The organism is Pantoea sp. ABR1s, assembly GCF_057812235.1.
The window spans coordinates 168,559-190,038 of sequence record NZ_CM173823.1 but is presented as its reverse complement, the minus strand read 5'-3'; the positions used below and the strand labels follow the sequence as shown (position 1 = coordinate 190,038).

The window sequence follows — 21,480 nt, the reverse complement described above, 5'->3', positions numbered from 1 at the left end:
CCCTTCATTCTGCGGGATTTAGCAATAAGAATAACTTATCCCGCTTTGTTCCCGATAAATTCTACGAATTTCCGTTATTTAGCCACACCTTTAGCGCACTTTAACGCATTTGACGAACGCAACATTACGTGGCTAGATAAAAGACGATGTTATGCCCACCGGGTGATTATCCAGAGCGTTTCAGAATGTGGACAGGCGGCAACGGAGCCGGTTCCCTGTAGATTAGGGGGAACATGGCGTTGCTGATTTTTCTGCTGCCTGAAAGGTCGGGTGTAGAAGTTTTTCAAGACGATAAGGGTGTCAGGGTCAAATGAACGAACAATATTCCGCAATGCGAAGTAATGTCAGTATGCTCGGCAAACTGCTCGGGGATACGATTAAGGATGCACTGGGAGAGAACATCCTCGACCAGGTGGAAACCATCCGTAAGCTCTCCAAGTCATCCCGTGCAGGAAATGACACTCATCGTAAAGAACTGCTCAATACGCTGCAGAACCTCTCCAATGAGGAGCTTCTGCCGGTTGCACGCGCTTTTAGCCAGTTTCTGAACCTCACCAACGTGGCTGAGCAGTATCAGACCATCTCGCAAAGTGGCGAGGGTGAGAACCATCCCGAACTGCTGAAAAAGACCTTTGATACCCTGAAGCAGCAGAAAGATATCAGCGAAAGCGACATCCTTGCGGCCATTGAGTCGCTGTCGCTGGAACTGGTGCTGACGGCTCACCCGACTGAAATCACCCGCCGTACGCTGATTCACAAGCTGGTCGAAGTTAACAGCTGCCTGAAACAGCTCGATCACAGCGACGTCTCCGACTACGAACGCAACCAGATTATGCGCCGTCTGCGTCAGCTGGTGGCACAGGCGTGGCACACCGATGAGATCCGCAAATATCGTCCGACCCCTATCGACGAAGCCAAATGGGGCTTTGCCGTGGTGGAAAACAGCCTGTGGGAAGGCGTACCCGCTTTCCTGCGTGAGCTGAACGAGCAGGTAGAAGAGGCGTTCGGCATTAAGCTGCCGGTCGATTTCGTGCCGGTTCAGTTCACCTCATGGATGGGTGGCGACCGCGACGGTAACCCTAACGTTACGGCGGCGATTACCCGCCACGTTATGCAGCTGAGTCGCTGGAAAGCCACTGACCTGTTCCTGCGCGATATCGGCGTACTGATCTCTGAGTTGTCGATGTCAGAGTGCACTGAAGAGATCCGGGAACTCAGCGGCGATCCGGAAGCACTTGAACCTTATCGTATGATCCTGAAACGCCTGCGCAGCCAGTTAATGACTACCCAGTCATTCCTGGAACGCCGCCTGAAAGGTGAACGTCTGCCGCGCCCGGCCGATCTGCTGGTCTCCAACGATCAGCTGTGGGATCCGCTTTTTACCATCTATCAGTCACTGCAAAAGTGCGGCATGGGCATTATCGCCAACGGTCAGTTGCTTGATACGCTGCGCCGCGTGAAATGTTTCGGCGTGCCGCTGGTGCGTATCGATCTGCGTCAGGAGAGTACCCGTCACACCGAAGCGATTGCTGAAGTGACCCGCTATCTGGGCCTCGGCGATTATGAAAGCTGGTCCGAAGCGGACAAGCAGGCCTTCCTGATCCGTGAACTGAACTCCAAGCGTCCGCTGCTGCCTCGCAGCTGGGAACCCAGCGATGAAACGCGTGAAGTGCTGGAAACCTGTCGCGTCGCGGCTGAAGCGCCACAGGGTTCTATCGCCGCCTATGTTATTTCCATGGCGAAAACCCCTTCTGACGTGCTGGCCGTGCATCTGCTGCTGAAAGAAGCAGGCATCGGCTATGCCATGCCGGTTGCACCGCTGTTTGAAACGCTTGATGACCTGAATAACGCCAATGACGTGATGAGCCAGCTGCTGAGCATCGACTGGTATCGCGGCTTAATTCAGGGCAAACAGATGGTGATGATTGGCTATTCTGACTCGGCGAAAGATGCCGGTGTGATGGCCGCCAGCTGGGCGCAATATCAGGCACAGGATGCCCTGATTAAAACCTGTGAGAAGGCCGGGATTTCACTGACGCTGTTCCACGGACGCGGCGGCAGCATTGGCCGTGGCGGCGCACCCGCCCATGCAGCGCTGCTGTCGCAACCACCAGGCAGCCTGCGCGGCGGTCTGCGCGTGACCGAACAGGGCGAGATGATCCGCTTTAAATATGGTTTACCCGCCGTCACCATCGCCAGCCTGTCGCTCTACACCGGCGCAATTCTGGAAGCGAACCTGATGCCGCCGCCGGAGCCAAAACGCGAATGGCGCGACATTATGGATCAGCTCTCCGCCGACTCCTGTGCGATGTATCGCGGTTATGTGCGTGAAAATGCTGACTTCGTGCCCTATTTCCGCTCAGCGACGCCGGAGCAGGAGCTGGGTAAATTACCGCTGGGCTCACGTCCCGCCAAGCGCCGACCTACCGGCGGCGTAGAGTCGCTGCGTGCGATTCCATGGATTTTCGCCTGGACGCAGAACCGTCTGATGCTGCCTGCGTGGCTGGGTGCCGGTGCGGCCCTGCAACAGGCGATGGCCGCCGGTCATCAGGATCAGCTGGAAGCGATGTGCCGCGACTGGCCATTCTTCTCTACCCGTCTGGGTATGCTGGAGATGGTATTCTCAAAAGCGGACCTGTGGCTGGCGGAATATTACGATCAGCGTCTGGTCGAGAAATCACTCTGGCCGCTGGGCAAACAGCTGCGCGATCAGCTTGATGCGGATATCAAAGCGGTACTGACCATTGCCAATGACTCACACCTGATGGCCGATCAGCCGTGGATTGCCGAGTCAATTGCACTGCGTAACGTCTATACCGATCCGCTCAACGTACTCCAGGCCGAACTGCTGCATCGTTCGCGCGCGCGGGAAGCGAATGGCGATGAACCGGATGCCCGCGTTGAGCAGGCGCTGATGGTGACCATTGCCGGTGTCGCGGCAGGCATGCGCAATACCGGTTAATGGTGGTGCAGTAAAAACAAAAAAAGTCGGGACTCTCCCGACTTTTTTATTGGCTGAAGCAGAGCGGTTAAGCCGCAGCAGCAGCAGGACGCACGCCCAGGGTGTGACAAATGGCGTAACTCATTTCGGCACGGTTCAGCGTGTAGAAATGGAAATCCTTCACCCCTTCGCGTGACAGGATTTTCACCATATCCATCGCGATATTGGCTCCCACCATTTTCCGCGTTTCCGGATCATCATCCAGACCGGCGAACATCGCGCTCATCCAGCCCGGCACACGCACATTGGTCAGCGTGGCAAAGCGTTGCAGCTGTTTAAAGTTAGAGACCGGCAGAATGCCCGGCACAATTTCCACGTCAATGCCGGTCGCGACACAGCGATCGCGGAAACGCAGATAACTTTCAACGTCGAAGAAAAACTGGGTAATAGCCCGGTTGGCACCTGCATCGATTTTTCGCTTCAGGTTAATCAGATCGGCCTGGGCGCTTTTCGCTTCGGGATGGACTTCCGGATAGGCCGCAACCGAAATATCAAAATCACCCACCTCTTTCAGCAGCGAAACCAGATCGCTGCCATACATTTCTGGCTTACCGCTGCCTGGGGGCAGATCGCCGCGCAGCGCCACAATGTGACGGATGCCGTTGTTCCAGTAATCCTGAGCGATGGTGCGCAGTTCATTGCGCGTGGCATCGACACAGGTCAGATGGGGAGCGGCTTCCAGACCGGTGCGATCTTTAATGCCTTTGATAATGCTATGGGTGCGATCGCGTTCGCCTGAGTTCGCACCGTAGGTCACAGAAACGAATTTCGGTTTCAGACTGCTCAGGCGATCGATAGAGGTCCACAGGGTCTCTTCCATGTCGCTGGTACGAGGCGGGAAGAACTCAAATGAAACATTAATTTGCCCGTTCAGCTCAGCCAGGCTCTGGTTTAGCGCTTCGCGCTGATTGGCATGAAAGAAACTCATCCTGCACCCTCATCGATTAACAATCGGCCTGCGAACATCTACACGTTTAGACGTCCAGATGTTCAAAATGACGTAATCTGACTGTGCCGTCAACTTAAAAATGGTCAACAGTCGTGATCAATTTTCAATCAACATGAAGGCGATTCAACAGGGGAGCGATAACGCATTGAAAACAGGCGCCGAAGCGCCTGAGGAGGAGGAGTTACAGCAGTTGTGCGAGGCGATTAATATCTGACTGGATAGCGCCTGCGGTGACATCCCGGCCTGCGCCCGGTCCGCGGATCACCAGCGGATTATCGCGGTACCAGCGGCTCTCAATCGCAAAGACGTTGTCGCACGGCAGCAGTGAGGCCAGCGGATGCTCCGGGCGCACCGCTTCAACACCCACGCGCGCCTTGCCATTGGCATCAAAACGGGCAACGTAACGCAGCACCAGGTCCATCTCCTGCGCGGCTTCGAGCCGCTGCAGCATCTGCTCATTCAGCTCTTCGCCATTTTCAAAGAAGTGGTCGACAGATCCCTGCTGACAGTTACTGGGCACCAGCGATTCCACCCGCACCTGATCCGGCTCGATGTTGTAGCCTGCCTCACGCGCCAGGATAACCAGCTTGCGCATCACATCCTGACCCGAGAGATCGGCGCGCGGGTCGGGCTCGGTTAAACCCTGCTGCCACGCCTGATCCACCAGCTCGGTAAAGGGCACCGTGCCATCAAACTGCAGGAACAGCCACGACAGCGTGCCGGAGAAGATCCCGCTGATCGCCAGGATGGTATCGCCGCTGTCGCGCAGATCGCGCACCGTATAGTTGATCGGCAAACCTGCGCCAACGGTGGCGTTATAGAGCCAGTGACGTCCGGTTTTGGTAAAGGCATCGCGGATCTGGCGCCAGGTCTGACTGTCAGACGCTCCCGCGACTTTATTGGCGCTGATAACGTGAAAACCGTGACTGGCGAAGTCGAGATACTGCTGCGCCAGCGGTGTGCTGGCAGTGACATCCAGCACCACCAGGTCATCAAACGGGTGAGCACGCATCCACAGGAACAGCGACTCTTCATCGCGCTCTACCGCTTCATCATCAAAGAAGGCGAGTGCCCGGCTGGCTTCCAGCCCGTCATAGCTCAGCAGGCTGCGACGGCTGTCCGCGACGCCCGCCAGCACAAATTCAAAGCCGGTACGCGCTGACAGCGTTTCCTGATCGCGGGCAAACAGCTCCAGCCAGCGTGAACCAATATTGCCTTTGCCAAACAGCATCAGACCGATGCGCTTTTCTGCCCGGAACAGCGACTGATGCAATCCCTGAATCAGATGCTGAGTCGGACCGACGCGCAGCACTGCGACCACGCTGATGTGCTCTTCTGACTGCCAGATGAACTCAATTGGCTGATCCTTTAACTGCTGCCAGAAGCGATGGGTATGCAGCGGATTGCGGGTAACGCCTGCGCCAACCAGCGCCACCAGCGCCAGGCCGTCGCGCAGCTGCAGATGGCCCGGTAAACCGGCATCCTGTAGCAGCGTAAAGGCGCTGTTTACCACTTCGGCGGTGTAACAGAGCTGCAGCAATTGACGATCGGGATGAACGCCAAACGCCAGCGGACGCAGCTGCGCGCGCTTCAGCAACAGGTCTATCTCTTTGTGCAGGATGGCGAAGTCATGCTGCTCTGGCAGCTGAATCTCAATCAGGCAAACATCATCATGGCTGGTGACGATACGCGCGCCCGTCCCGGAGGCCAGCACGCGCTCAATGCGGGTTGAGCCCTGCTCCGGCTGATAACTGCAGCGCAGTTGCAGGTCGATATCGCTGCCTGAAACCGGCTGCAGAGTACGGGTGTGGAGAACCGGTGCAGCCAGGCGCGCCAGCTCGCTGGCTTCATCCAGCCTTAACAGCGGCAACAAACAGGCATCAGAGACTTTGCGGGGATCGGCACTGTAGACACCCGCCACATCGCTCCAGATGGTCACCCGCCCCACACCCGCCAGTGCGCCAATCTGCGTGGCAGAATAGTCGGAGCCGTTGCGGCCAAGCAGGACGGTTTCACCGGCGTCGTTGCGGCTGATAAATCCGGTCACCACAATGCGCTTGTGCGGATGTTGCGCCAGTAGAGTCTGTAGCAGTGGCCAGGACTTCCCTTCATCTACCTGCGGTTGTGCGGCACGTTCAGCGCGCAGAAACTCACGCGCATCCAGCCAGCAGGCCTGAAGGTCACGCTGGCTCAGTACCGCTGACATCAGGCGTGCCGACCAGACTTCACCGTGACCGACCACTTCGGCATAGACCGCATCGGTGATCGGCGCATCCAGCAGTGCGGCGAGCTTTTCCAGATCACGGATAAACGCGGTGATTAAAGGTTCTGCGACCTCAGCAGGCAGCAGCGCACTGATCAGTTCGCTCTGGTAGCGCCGTAAGGCCTGTTGCACCTGATGCGCAGAGAGCCGATCGCTCTGGCTCAGCTTCAGCCAGCTAATCAGCTGGTTGGTGGTTGAGCCTGCCGCAGAGACCACCATCAGGTCGCCCGGCTGGCTGTAGTCCGCCATAATACCGGCAACGCGCTGATAGCAGCGCGCATCGGCCAGGCTGCTGCCGCCAAACTTATGCAACTGCCTGATGTTCGGCGTTCCCGCGCCTGCTGAAATCGTCATGCTTAACCCTCGGCTGCGACCCGGAATGCATTATCCAGATCGGCAATTAAATCTTCGTGATCTTCAATACCGACAGAAACCCGCAGCAGCGTATCGGAAATGCCCGCTGCCGCGCGTGCTTCTGCCGACATCCCCGCGTGCGTCATGGTGGCGGTATGGGAGATCAGACTCTCTACTCCGCCCAGCGATTCCGCCAGCGTAAATAGCTGCAGTGCTTTCAGGAAGCGACGCAGCAGCGCCTCATCACCGTCGACCTCGAAACTCAGCATCGCGCCAAAGCCGCGCTGCTGACGTACGGCATGTTCGTGTCCGGCGTTTTCCGGCAGCGAAGGATGATACAACTTTTTCACCAGTTTCTGCTGCTTCAGATACTCTACAATCGCGAGTGCGTTGCGTTGTGCGGCTGCAATCCGCGGTGAAAGCGTACGGATTCCGCGCAGCAGCAGATAACTGTCAAACGCTGCACCGGTCACACCAATGTTATTTGCCCACCAGGCCAGGTCGGTAGCAAGTTGCGGATCTTTGGCGATGACCGCGCCCGCCACGACATCGGAGTGGCCATTGAGGTATTTGGTACAGGAGTGGATCACCAGGTCCGCACCCAGCGCCAGAGGATTCTGCAGCGCCGGACTCATAAAGGTGTTGTCCACCACGCTGATGGCACCCGCAGCACGCGCAGCGGCGCAAATCGCGCTGATATCTACCACGCGCAGCAGCGGATTGCTGGGGCTTTCAATCAGCACCAGTTTTGGGTTTTCATCCAGAGCGGCCTGCAGCGCTACCGGATCACCCTGATCGACAAATTTCACCCGATAGGCGCCGCGCTTGCTCAGGCTGTCAAACAGCCGATAGCTACCGCCATAACAGTCATGTGGCGCGACCAGCAGATCGCCAGGCTTCAGAAACACCGTCGTGACCAGGTGAATCGCCGACATCCCGGTATTGGTTAATACCGCGCCCGCTCCCCCTTCCAGTTCTGCCAGCGTACGCTGTACGACATCACGAGTGGGGTTGCCACGACGGGAGTAGTCATGCGCACGAGGCTCATTGAAATCCAGGAAGTTATAGGTGGTAGAGAGGTGGATTGGCGGGACAACGCAGCCATATTGCTCGTCATCATTCAAACCGCTGCGCACTGCGATGGTTGCCGGTTTACGCGTCATGAGCGAATTGTTCCTGAAGAGTGAATAAAATGTAGGCCACAGGATATCACCCTCTAATTAGACGTCAATACATCTGGACATCTAAATGTCTTTGCGTATAGATTGAGCAAAACCGCAATAACCGCTAAAATTATGCGTCATCGCCTGGCGTTCCCCTCTGTCAGACAGAGGCAGTGAGCGAAGAAAACCCGCCATATCAGGGGTCAGGCAGGAAAAAATCAGGCATAATCCGCTGATTTCCTAACATTTAACGTTTATTAATTAAGGTAACCCATGGCTGAATGGAACGGCGAATATATCAGCCCGTACGCTGAGCACGGTAAGAAGAGCGAGCAGGTCAAGAAGATCACAGTATCTATCCCATTGAGCGTGCTGAAGATTTTAACGGATGAGCGTACCCGTCGTCAGGTGAACAACCTGCGTCACGCCACCAACAGCGAACTGCTTTGCGAAGCCTTTTTACATGCCTTTACGGGTCAACCGCTGCCGGATGATGTCGACCTGCGCAAAGAGCGTAGTGATGAGATTCCGGAAGAAGCAAAAGCAATCATGCGCCAGATGGGTGTCGATCCGGATACCTGGGAGTATTGATCTTTCAGCCATAAAAAAACCCAGCCGAAGCTGGGTTTTTTCTTGCCGCCGAACCCGCAGGTTCAGGTGCCTTTTAATCTTATTTTTTAGCGCCTGGCACGCTGAAACGCTTGTTAAAGCGGTCAACACGGCCACCAGTTGCCACTTCACGCTGCTTACCGGTATAGAACGGGTGGCATTTGCCACAAACGTCCAGGTTCAGTTCGTGAGTCAGTGTTGAACGGGTGTGGATCTCGTTGCCGCAGGTACATTTGATAGTAACTGCTTCGTATTTCGGGTGAATACCTTGTTTCATGGGAAACCTCATTGAAGGCCGTGTCGCTCTCCGTGCCAGGCTTTAACCTGCACAGCACCACACGCGATTGAACATTATAGGGTGTACTCCGGCCAGATATTTCTCACCGAAGGCGGCATATTATACAGGTAAGTTTCGATTGCTGCAAATATCTGCTGAGATACCCGCCATCAGGGTCAGCGTGTACACTAGCTTCCCCGATCATTGAGCCGGAAAGAGAGAGTTATGCCCGTAGTCCAGGTCGCCCTGCCCGTCCCCTTGCCACGCCTGTTTGATTATCTGCCGCCACAGGGCGCGCAGCCGGTCATTGGTGGTCGCGTGAGTGTGCCCTTTGGCAATCGCAGGATGATCGGGATTGTGGTCGCCTTTCGTGACAGCAGCGATCTGCCGGAAGCACAACTCAAGCGCGTGATCGAGGTACTGGATAGTGAATCCCTCTATCCAGCATCGCTGTGGCGCATCCTTAACTGGGCCGCCAGCTATTATCATTCACCGCAGGGAGAGGTACTGAGCCATGCTATTCCGGTACTGCTGCGTCAGGGCAAAGCGGCGCAGGACAATCCCTTATGGCGCTGGGAAATCACCGAGCAGGGTCGGGCGACTGCGCCGGAAAGTTTAAAGCGGGCACCGAAACAGCAGCAGGCGCTGGCTGCACTGCGGCAGCAACCGCTTTATCGTCATCAGGTCAGTGAACATGACCTCACGGATGCGACGCTGCAGGCGCTACGCGCCAAAGGGTTATGCGAACTGCATGAGCATCAGCCGCAGATGCACGACTGGCGTACCACTTATGCCGTAAAAGGCGAACGTCTGCGGCTGAATACCGATCAGGCGATGGCCGTGGGTGCGATTCGGGCAGATGATGAACATTATGCAGCCTGGCTGCTGGCGGGCATCACGGGTTCAGGCAAAACCGAGGTTTACCTCAGCGTGCTGGAAAATGTGCTGGCACGCGGTAAACAGGCGCTGGTGCTGGTACCGGAGATTGGCCTGACCCCGCAAACTATCGCCCGTTTTCGCGAACGTTTTGATGCGCCCATTGATGTGCTGCACTCCGCATTAAATGACAGTGAGCGGCTGGCGGTCTGGTTACGTGCGCGGCGCGGCGAAACGGCGATTGTGATTGGCACCCGATCGGCGCTGTTTACGCCACTGGCCCGTCCTGGCGTAATTATTATCGATGAAGAGCATGACAGCTCCTATAAACAGCAGGAGGGCTGGCGCTATCAGGCGCGCGATCTGGCCGTCTTCCGCGCACATGAAGAGGATATCCCGATTGTTATGGGATCGGCGACCCCTGCTCTGGAGACACTGCACAATGTCCGCAGCGGCAAGTATCGCCAGCTCGACCTGACAAAACGCGCCGGCAATGCCAGACCGGCACTGCAACAGCTTATCGACTTAAAAGGCGTGCAGTTGATCGGCGGTCTGGCACCGGGCCTGATTGGTAAAATGCGCCAGCATCTGCAGGCCGATAATCAGGTGCTGTTGTTTCTTAACCGCCGCGGCTTTTCGCCCGCCCTGCTCTGTCATGATTGCGGCTGGATTGCTGAGTGTACCCGCTGTGACCGCTACTACACGCTGCATCAGCACCATCGCCAGCTACGCTGCCACCATTGCGACAGCCAGCGCCCGCTGCCTAATCAATGCCCGCAGTGTGGTTCAACCCATTTGCTGCCGGTAGGCGTCGGGACTGAGCAACTGGAGCAGCAGCTCGGCACACTTTTCCCTGGCGTGCCGGTGTCGCGAATCGATCGTGATACCACCAGCCGCAAAGGTGCGCTGGAGCAGCATCTGGCTGACGTTCATCGCGGCGGCGCACGAATCCTTGTCGGCACCCAGATGCTGGCCAAAGGCCACCACTTCCCCGATGTTACGCTGGTGTCGCTGCTGGATGTCGATGGTGCGCTGTTCTCAGCCGATTTTCGTGCGGCGGAACGCTTTGCTCAGCTCTACACCCAGGTCGCCGGTCGTGCTGGCCGTGCCGGCAAACAGGGCGAGGTGTTGCTGCAGACTCACCATCCGGAACATCCGCTGCTGCAGACGCTGTTGCACCAGGGCTATTCAGCGTTCGCCCAGCAGGCCTTACTGGAGCGACAGGCAGTCCATCTGCCGCCCTGGAGCCGCCATGCGCTGTTCCGCGCTGAAGATATGGATAACCAGCAGGCGGCGGAATTCCTGCAACAACTCCGTAATTTGCTGGAGGCAAGCCCGCTGAACGATAAGGCGATGTGGTTTATGGGTCCGTTGCCTGCACTGCAGCCAAAACGCAGTGGACGCTGGCGCTGGCAACTGCTGCTGCAGCATCCTTCCCGGCAGCGTCTGCAACAGTTGCTGAGCAGTTCGTTGCCGTTGGTTTCAACACTGCCCGCGGCGCGCAAAGTGAAATGGACGCTGGATATCGACCCTACCGAGAGCTGATTTAAGCTGACACTGCGAGCCAGATCGAAAAATGTCGCATAAGTCACAATTTTTATGCAAATTAAGTAACAACCAGCCGGGCAATCGTTAACAATGTTGCCCGGTTTGCCTTCAGGTCAGGCAGAAACAGAATTGAACGCGCCATAACGCGTCAGGAGCATGTGTTGGAGCAGAATCAACAACCGCCCGCCGCCACGATGAAAGATGTTGCGGAACATGCGGGCGTCTCAACCGCCACCGTATCGCGTGCGCTGATGAATCCGGAGAAGGTTTCTGCGGCCACCCGCCAGAAAGTCGAGCAGGCGGTTGCCGCCGTCGGCTACGCGGCACATGGCCCCACGCGCAACGCCCGTCGTAATGAGACGCGTACCATCCTGGTCATTGTCCCTGACATCTGCGATCCCTTCTTTAGTGAAATCATCCGAGGCGTTGAAGTTACGGCAGCCGAAGAGGGCTATCTGGTGCTGATTGGTGACTGCGCGCATCAGAATCAGCAGGAGAGAACTTTTCTCAACCTGATGGTGACGCGACAGATCGATGGCATGGTGCTGCTCGGCTCAAAGTTGCCTTTTGATGCCAGCATTGATGAGCAACGCAACTTGCCGCCTATGGTAATGGCGAATGAGTTTGCGCCGGAAATGTCACTGCCCACTGTCCACATCGATAACCTGACCGCCGCATTTGAAGCGGTAAATCATTTACTGCAGTTGGGTCACACACATATCGCCTGTATCGCCGGGCCGGAAGAGATGCCGCTCTGCCAGTATCGTTTGCAGGGGTATGTCCAGGCGATGCGTCGCAGCGGGCTGACGGTCGATCCTACCTATATTGTGCGCGGTGACTTCACATTTGAAGCGGGCGTTGCCGCCATGAATCAGCTGATGACCCTGCCGCAACCGCCGCGCGCGCTCTTCTGCCACAGCGATATTATGGCACTTGGGGCGATGAATCAGGCCCGGCGCTGCGGACTGCGGATACCGGAGGACCTCTCTGTGGTCGGATTCGATGACATTGAGCTATCACGTTACTGCGAGCCGCCGCTGACCACGGTCACGCAGCCACGTTACCAGATAGGCCGGGAAGCGATGCTTCTGCTGCTGGATGAGTTAAATGGCAAACGGGTCATCAGCGGATCGCGGCTGCTGGATGCCGGTTTAACCATTCGTGGCAGCACGGCGCGAGCAAAAAAGCGTGAAAAATAAGCGTATTTGTCTGATTTTTTCAGTAGATTCTTAAGGCGAACACTGCTGGTCAAAGTTCCGACCCTTAAGTAACATGGCGGACTCCTTGCCGGGCGCGTAAAAATCATCATTTCGCCCATCTGGCACTATTTTTGAAGGGTATAAGAACGAGAGTGGCACAAAAAGATTACGTAGGCCGCGGGCGTTCAACAGGGACGCGTCGCAAAAAAAGCCCCAGCCGTGGCAAGAAGAGCAAAGGCGGTTCGGGAACATCTAAATTGATGATTGTACTGGCGGTCGCAGTGTTGGTGACCTTTGCCGGTGGTTTATGGTTCCTGGCGCATCACAAAAAAGAGGACGTGCCGGTCATTACGGATCATAAAGCCAACGGCAATGGCCTGCCGCCGAAGCCCGAAGAGCGCTGGAAATATATTAAAGAGCTGGAAAACCGTCAGGTCACTGTGCCGACACCTATCGAACCCTCTTCGGGTGGCGAAGTGAAGTCGCAGACACAGCTGACCGACGAGCAGCGCCAGTTGCTGGAGCAGATGCAGGCGGATATGCGTCAGCAGCCGACGCAGCTCAACGAAGTGCCGTGGAACGAACAGACGCCGGCGCAACGTCAGCAGACACTGCAGCATCAGCAGCAGTTGCAACAACTGCAACGTCAGCAGCAGCAGGTTCAGCAACAACAGCAGCAGCAACAGGTTCAGCAGCAACGTCAGCAGTTGCAGGCTCAGCAGCAACAGCAACGCCAGCAGCAGTTGCAGCAACAACAACAGCGCCAGCAACAGCAGCAATTACAACAACAGCAACGTCAGCAGCAGCAGCAGCAGCAGCAGCAGCAGCAGCAGCAAAACGTACAGCGCCAGACGCAGCCTGCACCTGTTACGCGTGAACCGGAAGTGCAGCCAAAACCGCAGGAGACCGCGAAGGCGAAACCGGCGGAGAAAGCCTCTTCGCAGCGCTGGATGGTTCAGTGTGGTTCGTTTAAAGGCACTGACCAGGCTGAATCGGTGCGCGCAGGCTTAGCCTTTGAAGGATTTGAAAGCCGTATTACCACCGGTGGCGGCTGGAATCGTGTGGTTATCGGTCCTTATAAAGACCGCGCCTCCGCTGACAGCACCCTGAAGCGCCTGCGCAGTTCCGGACACTCCAGCTGTATTCCGCTCTCCGTCGGGGGTTGAAACCCGTCAAACCCGCCCCATATCTGTTGCATGATACTCCGCGCCCGGTGCGCGGAGTCCTTTTCCGACTGCAACAAGGGGTCTGCCCGTGACAACAATAGTAAGTGTACGACGCAACGGCCAGGTAGTGATTGGCGGCGATGGCCAGGCTACGCTCGGCAATACCGTGATGAAAGGCAACGTTAAAAAAGTGCGTCGTTTATACAACGATAAAGTGATTGCCGGATTTGCTGGCGGCACCGCAGACGCCTTCACCCTGTTTGAACTTTTCGAACGTAAACTGGAAATGCATCAGGGCCATCTGGTGAAAGCTGCGGTGGAACTCGCCAAAGACTGGCGTACTGACCGTATGCTGCGTCGCCTTGAAGCCTTACTGGCCGTCGCAGATGAATCAGCTTCACTGATCATCAGCGGTAACGGTGACGTCATCCAGCCTGAAAACGATCTGATCGCCATCGGCTCCGGTGGGCCTTTCGCCCAGGCAGCGGCACGTGCGCTGCTGGAGAATACCGAGATGGGCGCACGCGACATCGTCGAAAAGTCGCTGAATATCGCGGGTGATATCTGCATCTACACTAACCACAACGTTAATTTCGAAGAATTAACGTCTAAGTCGTAAGGGTATAAATATGTCTGAGATGACTCCTCGCGAAATCGTCAGCGAACTGAACCGCTTTATCATCGGCCAGGAGAGCGCTAAGCGCGCCGTGGCTATTGCACTGCGTAACCGCTGGCGCCGCATGCAGCTCGACGAAGAGCTGCGCCATGAAGTGACCCCTAAAAATATCCTGATGATCGGTCCGACCGGTGTCGGTAAAACCGAGATCGCGCGTCGTCTGGCTAAGCTGGCCAATGCGCCGTTTATCAAAGTAGAGGCGACCAAATTTACCGAAGTCGGTTATGTCGGTAAGGAAGTGGACTCTATCATTCGTGACCTGACCGATTCGGCCATTAAGATGGTGCGCAGTCAGGCGATTGAAAAGAACAAATATCGTGCCGAAGAGATGGCGGAAGAGCGCATTCTTGATGTACTGATTCCACCAGCAAAAAACAACTGGGGCCAGTCAGAGCAGAGCGCTGAACCCTCTGCAGCACGCCAGTCGTTCCGCAAGAAGCTGCGCGAAGGCCAGCTGGACGATAAAGAGATTGAGATCGACCTGGCCGCCAGCAGCCCTGGCGTCGAAATCATGGCCCCTCCGGGCATGGAAGAGATGACCAGCCAGCTGCAGTCGATGTTCCAGAACCTCGGCGGCCAGAAGCAGAAAGCCCGCAAGCTGAAGATCAAAGAAGCGATGAAGCTGCTGATCGAAGAAGAAGCGGCCAAACTGGTTAACCCGGAAGAGCTTAAGCAGGACGCGATTGATGCCGTTGAGCAGCACGGTATCGTGTTTATCGATGAGATCGACAAAATCTGTAAGCGCGGCGGCCAGAATGCCGGCGGCCCGGATGTCTCACGCGAAGGCGTTCAGCGCGACCTGCTGCCGCTGGTGGAAGGCTGCACCGTCTCCACCAAGCATGGTATGGTGAAAACGGACCACATTCTGTTTATCGCCTCAGGCGCGTTCCAGGTTGCCAGCCCTTCCGATCTAATCCCGGAACTGCAGGGTCGTCTGCCCATCCGTGTTGAGCTGCAGGCGCTGACCGTGAACGATTTCCAGCGCATCCTGACCGAGCCGAATGCCTCGATTACCGTGCAGTACAAAGCCCTGATGAATACCGAGGGCGTGAACATTGAGTTCACCGAAGAGGGTATTCGCCGGATCGCTGAAGCCGCATGGCAGGTCAACGAAACCACCGAAAACATCGGTGCGCGCCGTCTGCATACTGTGCTGGAGCGTCTGATGGAAGATATTTCGTATGACGCCAGCGATCGTCATGGTGAATCCGTTACCATCGATGCTGACTATGTCGGTAAACATCTGGATGAACTGGTGGCTGACGAAGACCTTAGCCGCTTCATTCTCTGATCCACTGATTCAGCGCTTTTCAGAAGCCCAGCCCACCCGGCTGGGCTTTTTTATGCATGTTCTTGATCGAACGATGCTTTTTTCATACTGATGATTTTGCCAACAATCTGCATATAGCGATATACTTACCCTTCCTGTGGCAAACAGACGAAACCCTTATGAAATACGATACATCTGAACTCTGCGATATCTACCATGAAGAAGTGAATGTTGTTGAACCGCTTTTTTCAAATTTTGGTGGGCGCACTTCATTCGGTGGTCAGATTACCACAGTGAAATGCTTTGAAGACAACGGCTTACTTTACGATCTGCTGGAAGAGAATGGCCGGGGTCGGGTACTGGTGATTGATGGCGGCGGCTCAGTGCGCCGTGCACTGGTGGATGCGCAGCTGGCACGTCTGGCGGCAACCAACGAGTGGGAAGGTCTGGTGATTTACGGTTCGGTACGCCAGGTTGATGAGCTGGAAGAGCTGGAGATTGGCATTCAGGCGATTGCCGCGATTCCGGCAGGCGCTGCGGGTGAAGGGATTGGCGAAAGCGATGTGCGCGTTAATTTCGGCGGCGTCACCTTCTTCTCCGGCGACCATCTCTATGCCGACAACACCGGTATCATTCTGTCAGAGGATGCGCTGGACCTCGAATAGGCCAGACATGAAAACGGGTGCCTGAGCACCCGTTTTTCACATCAGCTGAGGCTTCAAACCTCTTCCATTTTTCCCAGCAATGCACGCAGACGTTCCTGCCACACGTGTTGCTCTTCTTTCAGGTGCTGATTTTCACGCATCAGCGCATCGTGGTTGCCCGCGACTTGTTGCGCATCGTTACGCAGTGAGTTGTTCTGCTCTTTCAGCTCTTCGATTTCCATCTGCAACAGGGTGATGGTATCAATCGCCTGCTGTACTTTCGCTTCCAGTTTCTCAAACACTTCAAATGACATCTTTCTGACCTCTCCTAAATTCCTGCAAGGCGTTGATGATGCCAGCTTAAGCCAGCAACGTTGTCCCGATTGTATGTAGCCTCACCCCGCAAGTCCAGCAACGCGGCCGCTGCGGGCGTAGTCTGTAACACTTTTCAGCCAATCCCTGAATTTACGCTGCGCTTACTGCGACTGCTTTCTGGTACGGGTCCGTTATCCCCGTCATCAGGCGCGAATATTGGCTAAGGAAAGCCAGAATACGCGAAAACGCGCATTTTTATGACACAGTACACAAAAAACGATTTCGCTATTTCTCGTTTATGTTCGTTAACGATAAATTCACACCAGCCCTACATTAAAGCTGGGTGCCTCATGGAATGAGAACAAAAACTGATAAAATTTAACCTCGCTTCAGGAACCACTATTATGAGTCAGACAACTAACACGCTCAAAGGTCAGTGTATTGCCGAATTTCTGGGGACAGGCTTGATTATTTTCTTTGGCGCAGGCTGTGTGGCTGCACTGAAACTCGCCGGTGCCGCCTTCGGTCAGTGGGAAATCTGCATCATCTGGGGTCTTGGCGTTTCCATGGCCGCCTACCTCACCGCAGGCATTTCGGGCGCGCACCTGAACCCGGCAATTACCGTTGCGCTCTGCCTGTTTGCTAATTTTGAAGGACGTAAAGTTCTGCCTTATATCGTATCGCAGATTGCCGGTGCCTTTTGTGCCGCGGCGCTGGTATACGGTCTCTACTACAGCCTGTTTTTTGATTATGAGCAGAGCCACCAGATGGTGCGCGGCACGGTTGAAAGTCTCGACCTGGCAGGCATCTTCTCAACCTACCCTAATCCACATATCGGTGTCGGCCAGGCCTTCCTGGTTGAGATGGTCATCACTGCAGTATTAATGGCGGTCATTATGGGTCTGACGGATGACGGCAACGGCATTCCGCGTGGCCCCCTGGCTCCACTGCTGATTGGCCTGCTGGTTGCGGTTATCGGTGGCTCCATGGGTCCTCTGACCGGCTTCGCCCTTAACCCGGCTCGTGATTTCGGACCGAAGATCTTCGCATGGCTGGCAGGCTGGGGTAACGTTGCCTTTACCGGTGGTCGTGACATCCCTTACTTCCTCGTGCCGATTTTTGGCCCGCTGGTCGGTGCCTGCCTGGGTGCAGTAGGTTATCGCACACTGATTGGTCGCTACCTGCCAGGTACCGCCCAGGAACCTGCAAGCGTTCCAGCAGACAAACCGGTTGCACGCGCTCAGCAGCGTAAAGCGTAAGTTTCACCTTTTATCATCAGGACAGAATTTATGACTACCACAGATAAAAAATATATTGTCGCGCTCGATCAGGGCACAACCAGCTCACGCGCTGTCATTCTCGACCACGACTCTAATATCGTCGCGGTATCGCAGCGCGAATTCACCCAGATCTACCCGAAAGCGGGCTGGGTTGAACATGATCCAATGGATATCTGGGCTTCACAAAGCTCAACGCTGGTTGAAGTGCTGGCCCATGCCGACATCCGCTCTGATGAGATTGCGGCAATCGGTATCACCAACCAGCGCGAAACCGCTATCGTCTGGGAAAAAGAGACCGGCAAGCCGATCTACAACGCCATCGTCTGGCAGGATCCCCGCACCGCCGACTACTGTCACAAACTGAAGAAAGAGGGTCTGGAAGAGTATATCCAGCACACCACCGGTCTGGTGATTAACCCTTACTTCTCCGGAACCAAAGTGAAGTGGATCCTGGATCACGTTGAAGGCTCACGTGAGCGAGCAAAACGTGGCGAGCTGCTGTTTGGTACCGTCGATACCTGGCTGGTCTGGAAAATGACCCAGGGCCGCGTGCATATCACCGACTATACCAACGCCTCCCGTACCATGATGTTTAACATCCATAAGCTGGAGTGGGATCAGCGTATGCTGGATATCCTGGATATCCCGCGTGAAATGCTGCCAGAAGTGAAGTCCTCTTCTGAAGTCTATGGTCAGACCAACATCGGCGGTAAAGGCGGTACACGTATTCCAATCGCCGGTATTGCCGGTGACCAGCAGGCTGCGCTGTATGGCCAGCTCTGTGTTCAGCCTGGCATGGCGAAAAACACCTACGGCACCGGCTGCTTTATGCTGATGAACACCGGTACTGAAGCGGTAACCTCAACGCACGGTCTGCTGACCACTATCGCCTGTGGCCCGCGCGGTGAAGTGAACTATGCACTGGAAGGGGCTGTGTTTATCGGTGGCGCCTCTATTCAGTGGCTGCGCGATGAGATGAAGCTGATCAGTGAAGCTGCTGACTCTGAATACTTTGCGATGAAAGTGAAAGACACCAACGGCGTTTACATGGTGCCTGCTTTCACCGGCCTGGGCGCTCCTTACTGGGACCCGTATGCCCGTGGTGCTATCTTCGGCCTGACCCGTGGTGCTAATGCTAACCACATCATCCGTGCGACGCTGGAGTCTATCGCTTATCAGACGCGCGACGTGCTGGAAGCGATGCAGAACGATGCCAACACCCGCCTGCAGGCGCTGCGTGTCGATGGTGGCGCGGTTTCCAACAACTTCCTGATGCAGTTCCAGTCAGACATCCTCGGCACCCGTGTTGAGCGTCCGGAAGTGCGTGAAGTCACCGCGCTGGGTTCTGCTTATCTGGCAGGTCTGGCTGTCGGCTTCTGGCAGGATCTGGATGAAGTCCGCTCTAAAGCAGTTATTGAGCGTGAATTCCGTCCAAGCCTGGAAACCACCGAGCGTAACTTCCGTTATGCTGGCTGGAAAAAAGCTGTAGCCCGCGCCCAGGCGTGGGAAGAACAAGAGTAATATCAATGCCCGCGACCCTTGCTGTCGCGGGCCTTTTCCCCGCTCCACTGCCCCGCTGTGTTACACTGCCTGCCTGTTTTTTGTCAGGTAGATGCCATGAAACGAGAACTTGCCATTGAATTTTCCCGCGTAACCGAAGCTGCCGCCCTGGCAGGCTATCACTGGTTAGGACGCGGCGACAAAAATGCGGCTGACGGCGCGGCTGTCCATGCCATGCGTCATGTCCTGAACTCCATTGAAATCGACGGTCAGATTGTGATCGGTGAAGGCGAAATCGACGAAGCTCCGATGCTCTATATCGGTGAAAAAGTCGGTACCGGCCGCGGCGATGCGGTCGACATTGCGGTCGATCCGATTGAAGGCACCCGCATGACGGCGCTTGGCCAGGCTAATGCGCTGGCGGTGATGGCTGTAGGCGATAAGGGCAGCTTTCTGCACGCACCCGACATGTACATGGAGAAGCTGATTGTTGGCCCCGCAGCGCGTGGAGAGATCGATCTCGACCTGCCGCTGGAAACCAACCTGCGTAATATCGCCATCGCGATGAATAAGCCGCTATCACAGCTAACCGTATCGATTCTGGCAAAGCCACGTCATGACGCAGTGATCAGTCAGTTGCAGCAGCTGGGCGTGCGGGTGTTTACCTTCCCGGATGGCGATGTCGCTGCCTCCATTCTGACCTGCATGCCGGACAGCGAAGTGGATGTGATGTATGGCATCGGCGGCGCACCGGAAGGCGTGGTCTCTGCGGCGGTGATCCGCGCGCTGGATGGGGATATGCAGGGCCGGTTACTGGCGCGTCACCACGTGAAAGGCGACAGCGCTGAAAACCGTCTGCTGGGTGAGCAGGAGCTACAGCGCTGCGCAGAGATGGGGATTGAAGCGGGCAAAAAGCTGACGCTGAACGAGATGGCTCGCAATGACAATGTGGTGTTTGCCGCCACCGGCATTACCAGTGGCGAACTACTGAAAGGCATTACGCGTCAGGGCAATATCGCCACCAGCGAGACCCTGCTGATTCGCGGTAAATCACGCACCATCCGCCGTATTCAGTCGATTCACTATCTCGACCGTAAAGATCCGGCGCTCCATCCCTTTATCCTGTAACCGGCTGGTTGCCGCGCTCCGGCTGACGTGAGAGCGGCAACCAGCAGAGCAGCATCACCAGCGCCGTGAAGAACATCAGCATGCCAAGGCTGAACTGATCGCGCTGCGGCATCATGGCTGACAGCCACGCCACCAGGCCCGATCCCAGGTTCTGCATCCCGCCAATCAGCGCGCCCGCGCTACCCGCCAGCCAGGCATAAGGTTCCATCGCGCCTGAAGTCGCCAGCGGGAACAGCATGCCAGCCCCAAAGAAGAACAGCGCAGCCGGAACCAGCAGCGTCCAGATATTCATCACGCCGAACCATGCCGGGATCCACATCAGGATGCCCGCCAGCAGGCAGCTATTTACGCCCCACCACATCAGACTGTGCCATGAACCCTGCTCGCGACCGGCAAACCAGGCACCAAAAAATGCTGCCGGAATCGGCAGGATGAACAGGATGCTGACGGTCAGGCTATGCAGGCCGAGCACGCCGCCCAGCAGAACGCCACAGCTCGACTCAAATACCGCAATCCCGGCCAGCGCGCCAATCAGCAGCACAATGTAGCGAACGAAATTCGCGTCGCTGAGCAGGCGGGCGTAGCGTTTAAAGAAAGGGGTCACTTCCGCGCTCTGCGGTCGGGTCTCCGGTAGCCAGCGTGCCATTGAGACGGTTACCGCCAGACAAAGCAGCAGCAGAAAGGCAAAGCAGGCGTGCCAGCCAAAGAGCTGCGTCAGCAGTGCACCAATCACCGGCGCCAGCAGCGGGCTGACCAGAATGCCCATATTAAGCAGGCTGTTAGCGCGGCGCAGTGCGTGCCCCTCGTAGAGATCGCGCGGCATGGTGCGGGCCATCACGCCAGCTACGCCGGTGCCCAGTCCCTGAACAGCGCTGCCGAACACCAGCATATCGAGCGACGTCGCCATCAGTGCCGTAATTGCGCCGATCATAAAGATCATCATGCCCGCCAGAATCACCGGACGACGACCGATGCTGTCTGACAGCGGGCCATAGATCAGCTGGGATCCGCCATAGGTCATCAGATAGGCCGCCATCACACGCTGCAGCGCGCCATCCCGCACATTCAGAGCATCCGCCATCACCGACATCGCCGGGACGTAGATAGTCTGTGCCATCTGCCCTACTGCCACCAGCACAATGAGCATCACCAGCAGCGGGCGATTTTCGAGTTTAGTCATCATGATTATGCAAAATTTCTTTCTGTGAAAGGAGGTTAAAACAGCGGTTCACCCGCCAGTCATCTTGTTATGGCGGGCAAAA

At 56.2% G+C, this 21,480-nt stretch carries 17 protein-coding genes; 11 read left to right on the top strand and 6 right to left on the bottom strand.

Going from position 1 to position 21,480, the window contains the following annotated elements; all coding sequences use genetic code 11:
• Positions 1-310: 310 nt before the first annotated feature.
• Positions 311-2,962: a phosphoenolpyruvate carboxylase gene (gene ppc / locus ACXKZD_RS00890; RefSeq protein WP_022624923.1), complete on the top strand. Its 2,652-nt coding sequence runs from the start codon at positions 311-313 to the stop codon at positions 2,960-2,962.
• A gap of 67 nt (positions 2,963-3,029) precedes the next feature.
• On the opposite strand, the gene metF is transcribed toward ppc, so the two are convergent.
• From metF to metB, 3 genes are all read right to left on the bottom strand, one after another.
• A complete protein-coding gene (gene metF, locus ACXKZD_RS00885) occupies positions 3,030-3,929 on the bottom strand; it encodes a methylenetetrahydrofolate reductase (protein WP_033759192.1) in 900 nt (299 codons plus the stop codon).
• A 202-nt stretch (positions 3,930-4,131) separates the two neighbouring features.
• Positions 4,132-6,567, bottom strand: a complete 2,436-nt coding sequence (locus tag ACXKZD_RS00880) for a bifunctional aspartate kinase/homoserine dehydrogenase II (RefSeq protein WP_010672066.1) — start codon at positions 6,565-6,567, stop codon at positions 4,132-4,134.
• A gap of 2 nt (positions 6,568-6,569) precedes the next feature.
• Complete coding sequence (gene metB, locus ACXKZD_RS00875) at positions 6,570-7,730, bottom strand: cystathionine gamma-synthase (RefSeq protein WP_022624922.1); 1,161 nt, start codon at positions 7,728-7,730, stop codon at positions 6,570-6,572.
• 273 nt (positions 7,731-8,003) lie between these two features.
• Between metB and metJ the strand changes: the two genes are divergently transcribed.
• On the top strand, positions 8,004-8,321 hold the full coding sequence (gene metJ / locus ACXKZD_RS00870) for a met regulon transcriptional regulator MetJ (RefSeq protein WP_009088019.1): 318 nt from the start codon (positions 8,004-8,006) through the stop codon (positions 8,319-8,321).
• Between the two features lie 79 nt (positions 8,322-8,400).
• Here metJ and rpmE read toward each other — a convergent pair whose 3' ends face one another.
• Positions 8,401-8,616, bottom strand: a complete 216-nt coding sequence (gene rpmE, locus ACXKZD_RS00865; protein WP_003851227.1) for a 50S ribosomal protein L31 — start codon at positions 8,614-8,616, stop codon at positions 8,401-8,403.
• Positions 8,617-8,841: 225 nt separating this feature from the next.
• On the opposite strand from rpmE, the gene priA reads away from it, so the two are divergent.
• From priA to rraA, 6 genes are all read left to right on the top strand, one after another.
• Positions 8,842-11,037 carry a primosomal protein N' gene (gene priA, locus ACXKZD_RS00860; RefSeq protein WP_010672068.1) on the top strand — a complete coding sequence of 732 codons (2,196 nt, stop codon included), beginning with the start codon at positions 8,842-8,844 and terminating at the stop codon, positions 11,035-11,037.
• A gap of 164 nt (positions 11,038-11,201) precedes the next feature.
• A complete protein-coding gene (cytR, locus tag ACXKZD_RS00855; protein ID WP_010672069.1) occupies positions 11,202-12,239 on the top strand; it encodes a DNA-binding transcriptional regulator CytR in 1,038 nt (345 codons plus the stop codon).
• A 152-nt stretch (positions 12,240-12,391) separates the two neighbouring features.
• Entirely contained in the window at positions 12,392-13,405 is a 1,014-nt protein-coding gene (ftsN, locus tag ACXKZD_RS00850; RefSeq protein WP_129063190.1) for a cell division protein FtsN, read from the top strand.
• 88 nt (positions 13,406-13,493) lie between these two features.
• Positions 13,494-14,024: an ATP-dependent protease subunit HslV gene (hslV, locus tag ACXKZD_RS00845; RefSeq protein ID WP_010258174.1), complete on the top strand. Its 531-nt coding sequence runs from the start codon at positions 13,494-13,496 to the stop codon at positions 14,022-14,024.
• 10 nt (positions 14,025-14,034) lie between these two features.
• Positions 14,035-15,372 (top strand): ATP-dependent protease ATPase subunit HslU, encoded by a 1,338-nt coding sequence (hslU, locus tag ACXKZD_RS00840; RefSeq protein ID WP_010258177.1) that lies wholly within the window; start codon positions 14,035-14,037, stop codon positions 15,370-15,372.
• 158 nt (positions 15,373-15,530) lie between these two features.
• Positions 15,531-16,016 carry a ribonuclease E activity regulator RraA gene (rraA, locus tag ACXKZD_RS00835; RefSeq protein ID WP_009088032.1) on the top strand — a complete coding sequence of 162 codons (486 nt, stop codon included), beginning with the start codon at positions 15,531-15,533 and terminating at the stop codon, positions 16,014-16,016.
• Between the two features lie 53 nt (positions 16,017-16,069).
• Here the strand turns inward: rraA and zapB are convergent, their stop codons facing one another.
• Positions 16,070-16,309 (bottom strand): cell division protein ZapB, encoded by a 240-nt coding sequence (gene zapB / locus ACXKZD_RS00830; RefSeq protein WP_003851242.1) that lies wholly within the window; start codon positions 16,307-16,309, stop codon positions 16,070-16,072.
• A 405-nt stretch (positions 16,310-16,714) separates the two neighbouring features.
• Here zapB and ACXKZD_RS00825 point away from each other — a divergent pair, with 405 nt between their 5' ends.
• The 3 genes from ACXKZD_RS00825 (at position 16,715) to glpX (ending at position 20,218) form a co-directional block, all read left to right on the top strand.
• Positions 16,715-17,569, top strand: coding sequence for an MIP/aquaporin family protein (locus ACXKZD_RS00825; RefSeq protein WP_010258182.1), 855 nt, complete (start codon positions 16,715-16,717; stop codon positions 17,567-17,569).
• Between the two features lie 30 nt (positions 17,570-17,599).
• Positions 17,600-19,111: a glycerol kinase GlpK gene (gene glpK / locus ACXKZD_RS00820; protein ID WP_010258184.1), complete on the top strand. Its 1,512-nt coding sequence runs from the start codon at positions 17,600-17,602 to the stop codon at positions 19,109-19,111.
• Between the two features lie 96 nt (positions 19,112-19,207).
• Positions 19,208-20,218, top strand: coding sequence for a class II fructose-bisphosphatase (glpX, locus tag ACXKZD_RS00815; RefSeq protein WP_022624919.1), 1,011 nt, complete (start codon positions 19,208-19,210; stop codon positions 20,216-20,218).
• Here the strand turns inward: glpX and emrD are convergent.
• A complete protein-coding gene (gene emrD / locus ACXKZD_RS00810; protein ID WP_022624918.1) occupies positions 20,208-21,401 on the bottom strand; it encodes a multidrug efflux MFS transporter EmrD in 1,194 nt (397 codons plus the stop codon). The genes glpX and emrD overlap by 11 nt on opposite strands.
• Positions 21,402-21,480 lie beyond the last annotated feature (79 nt).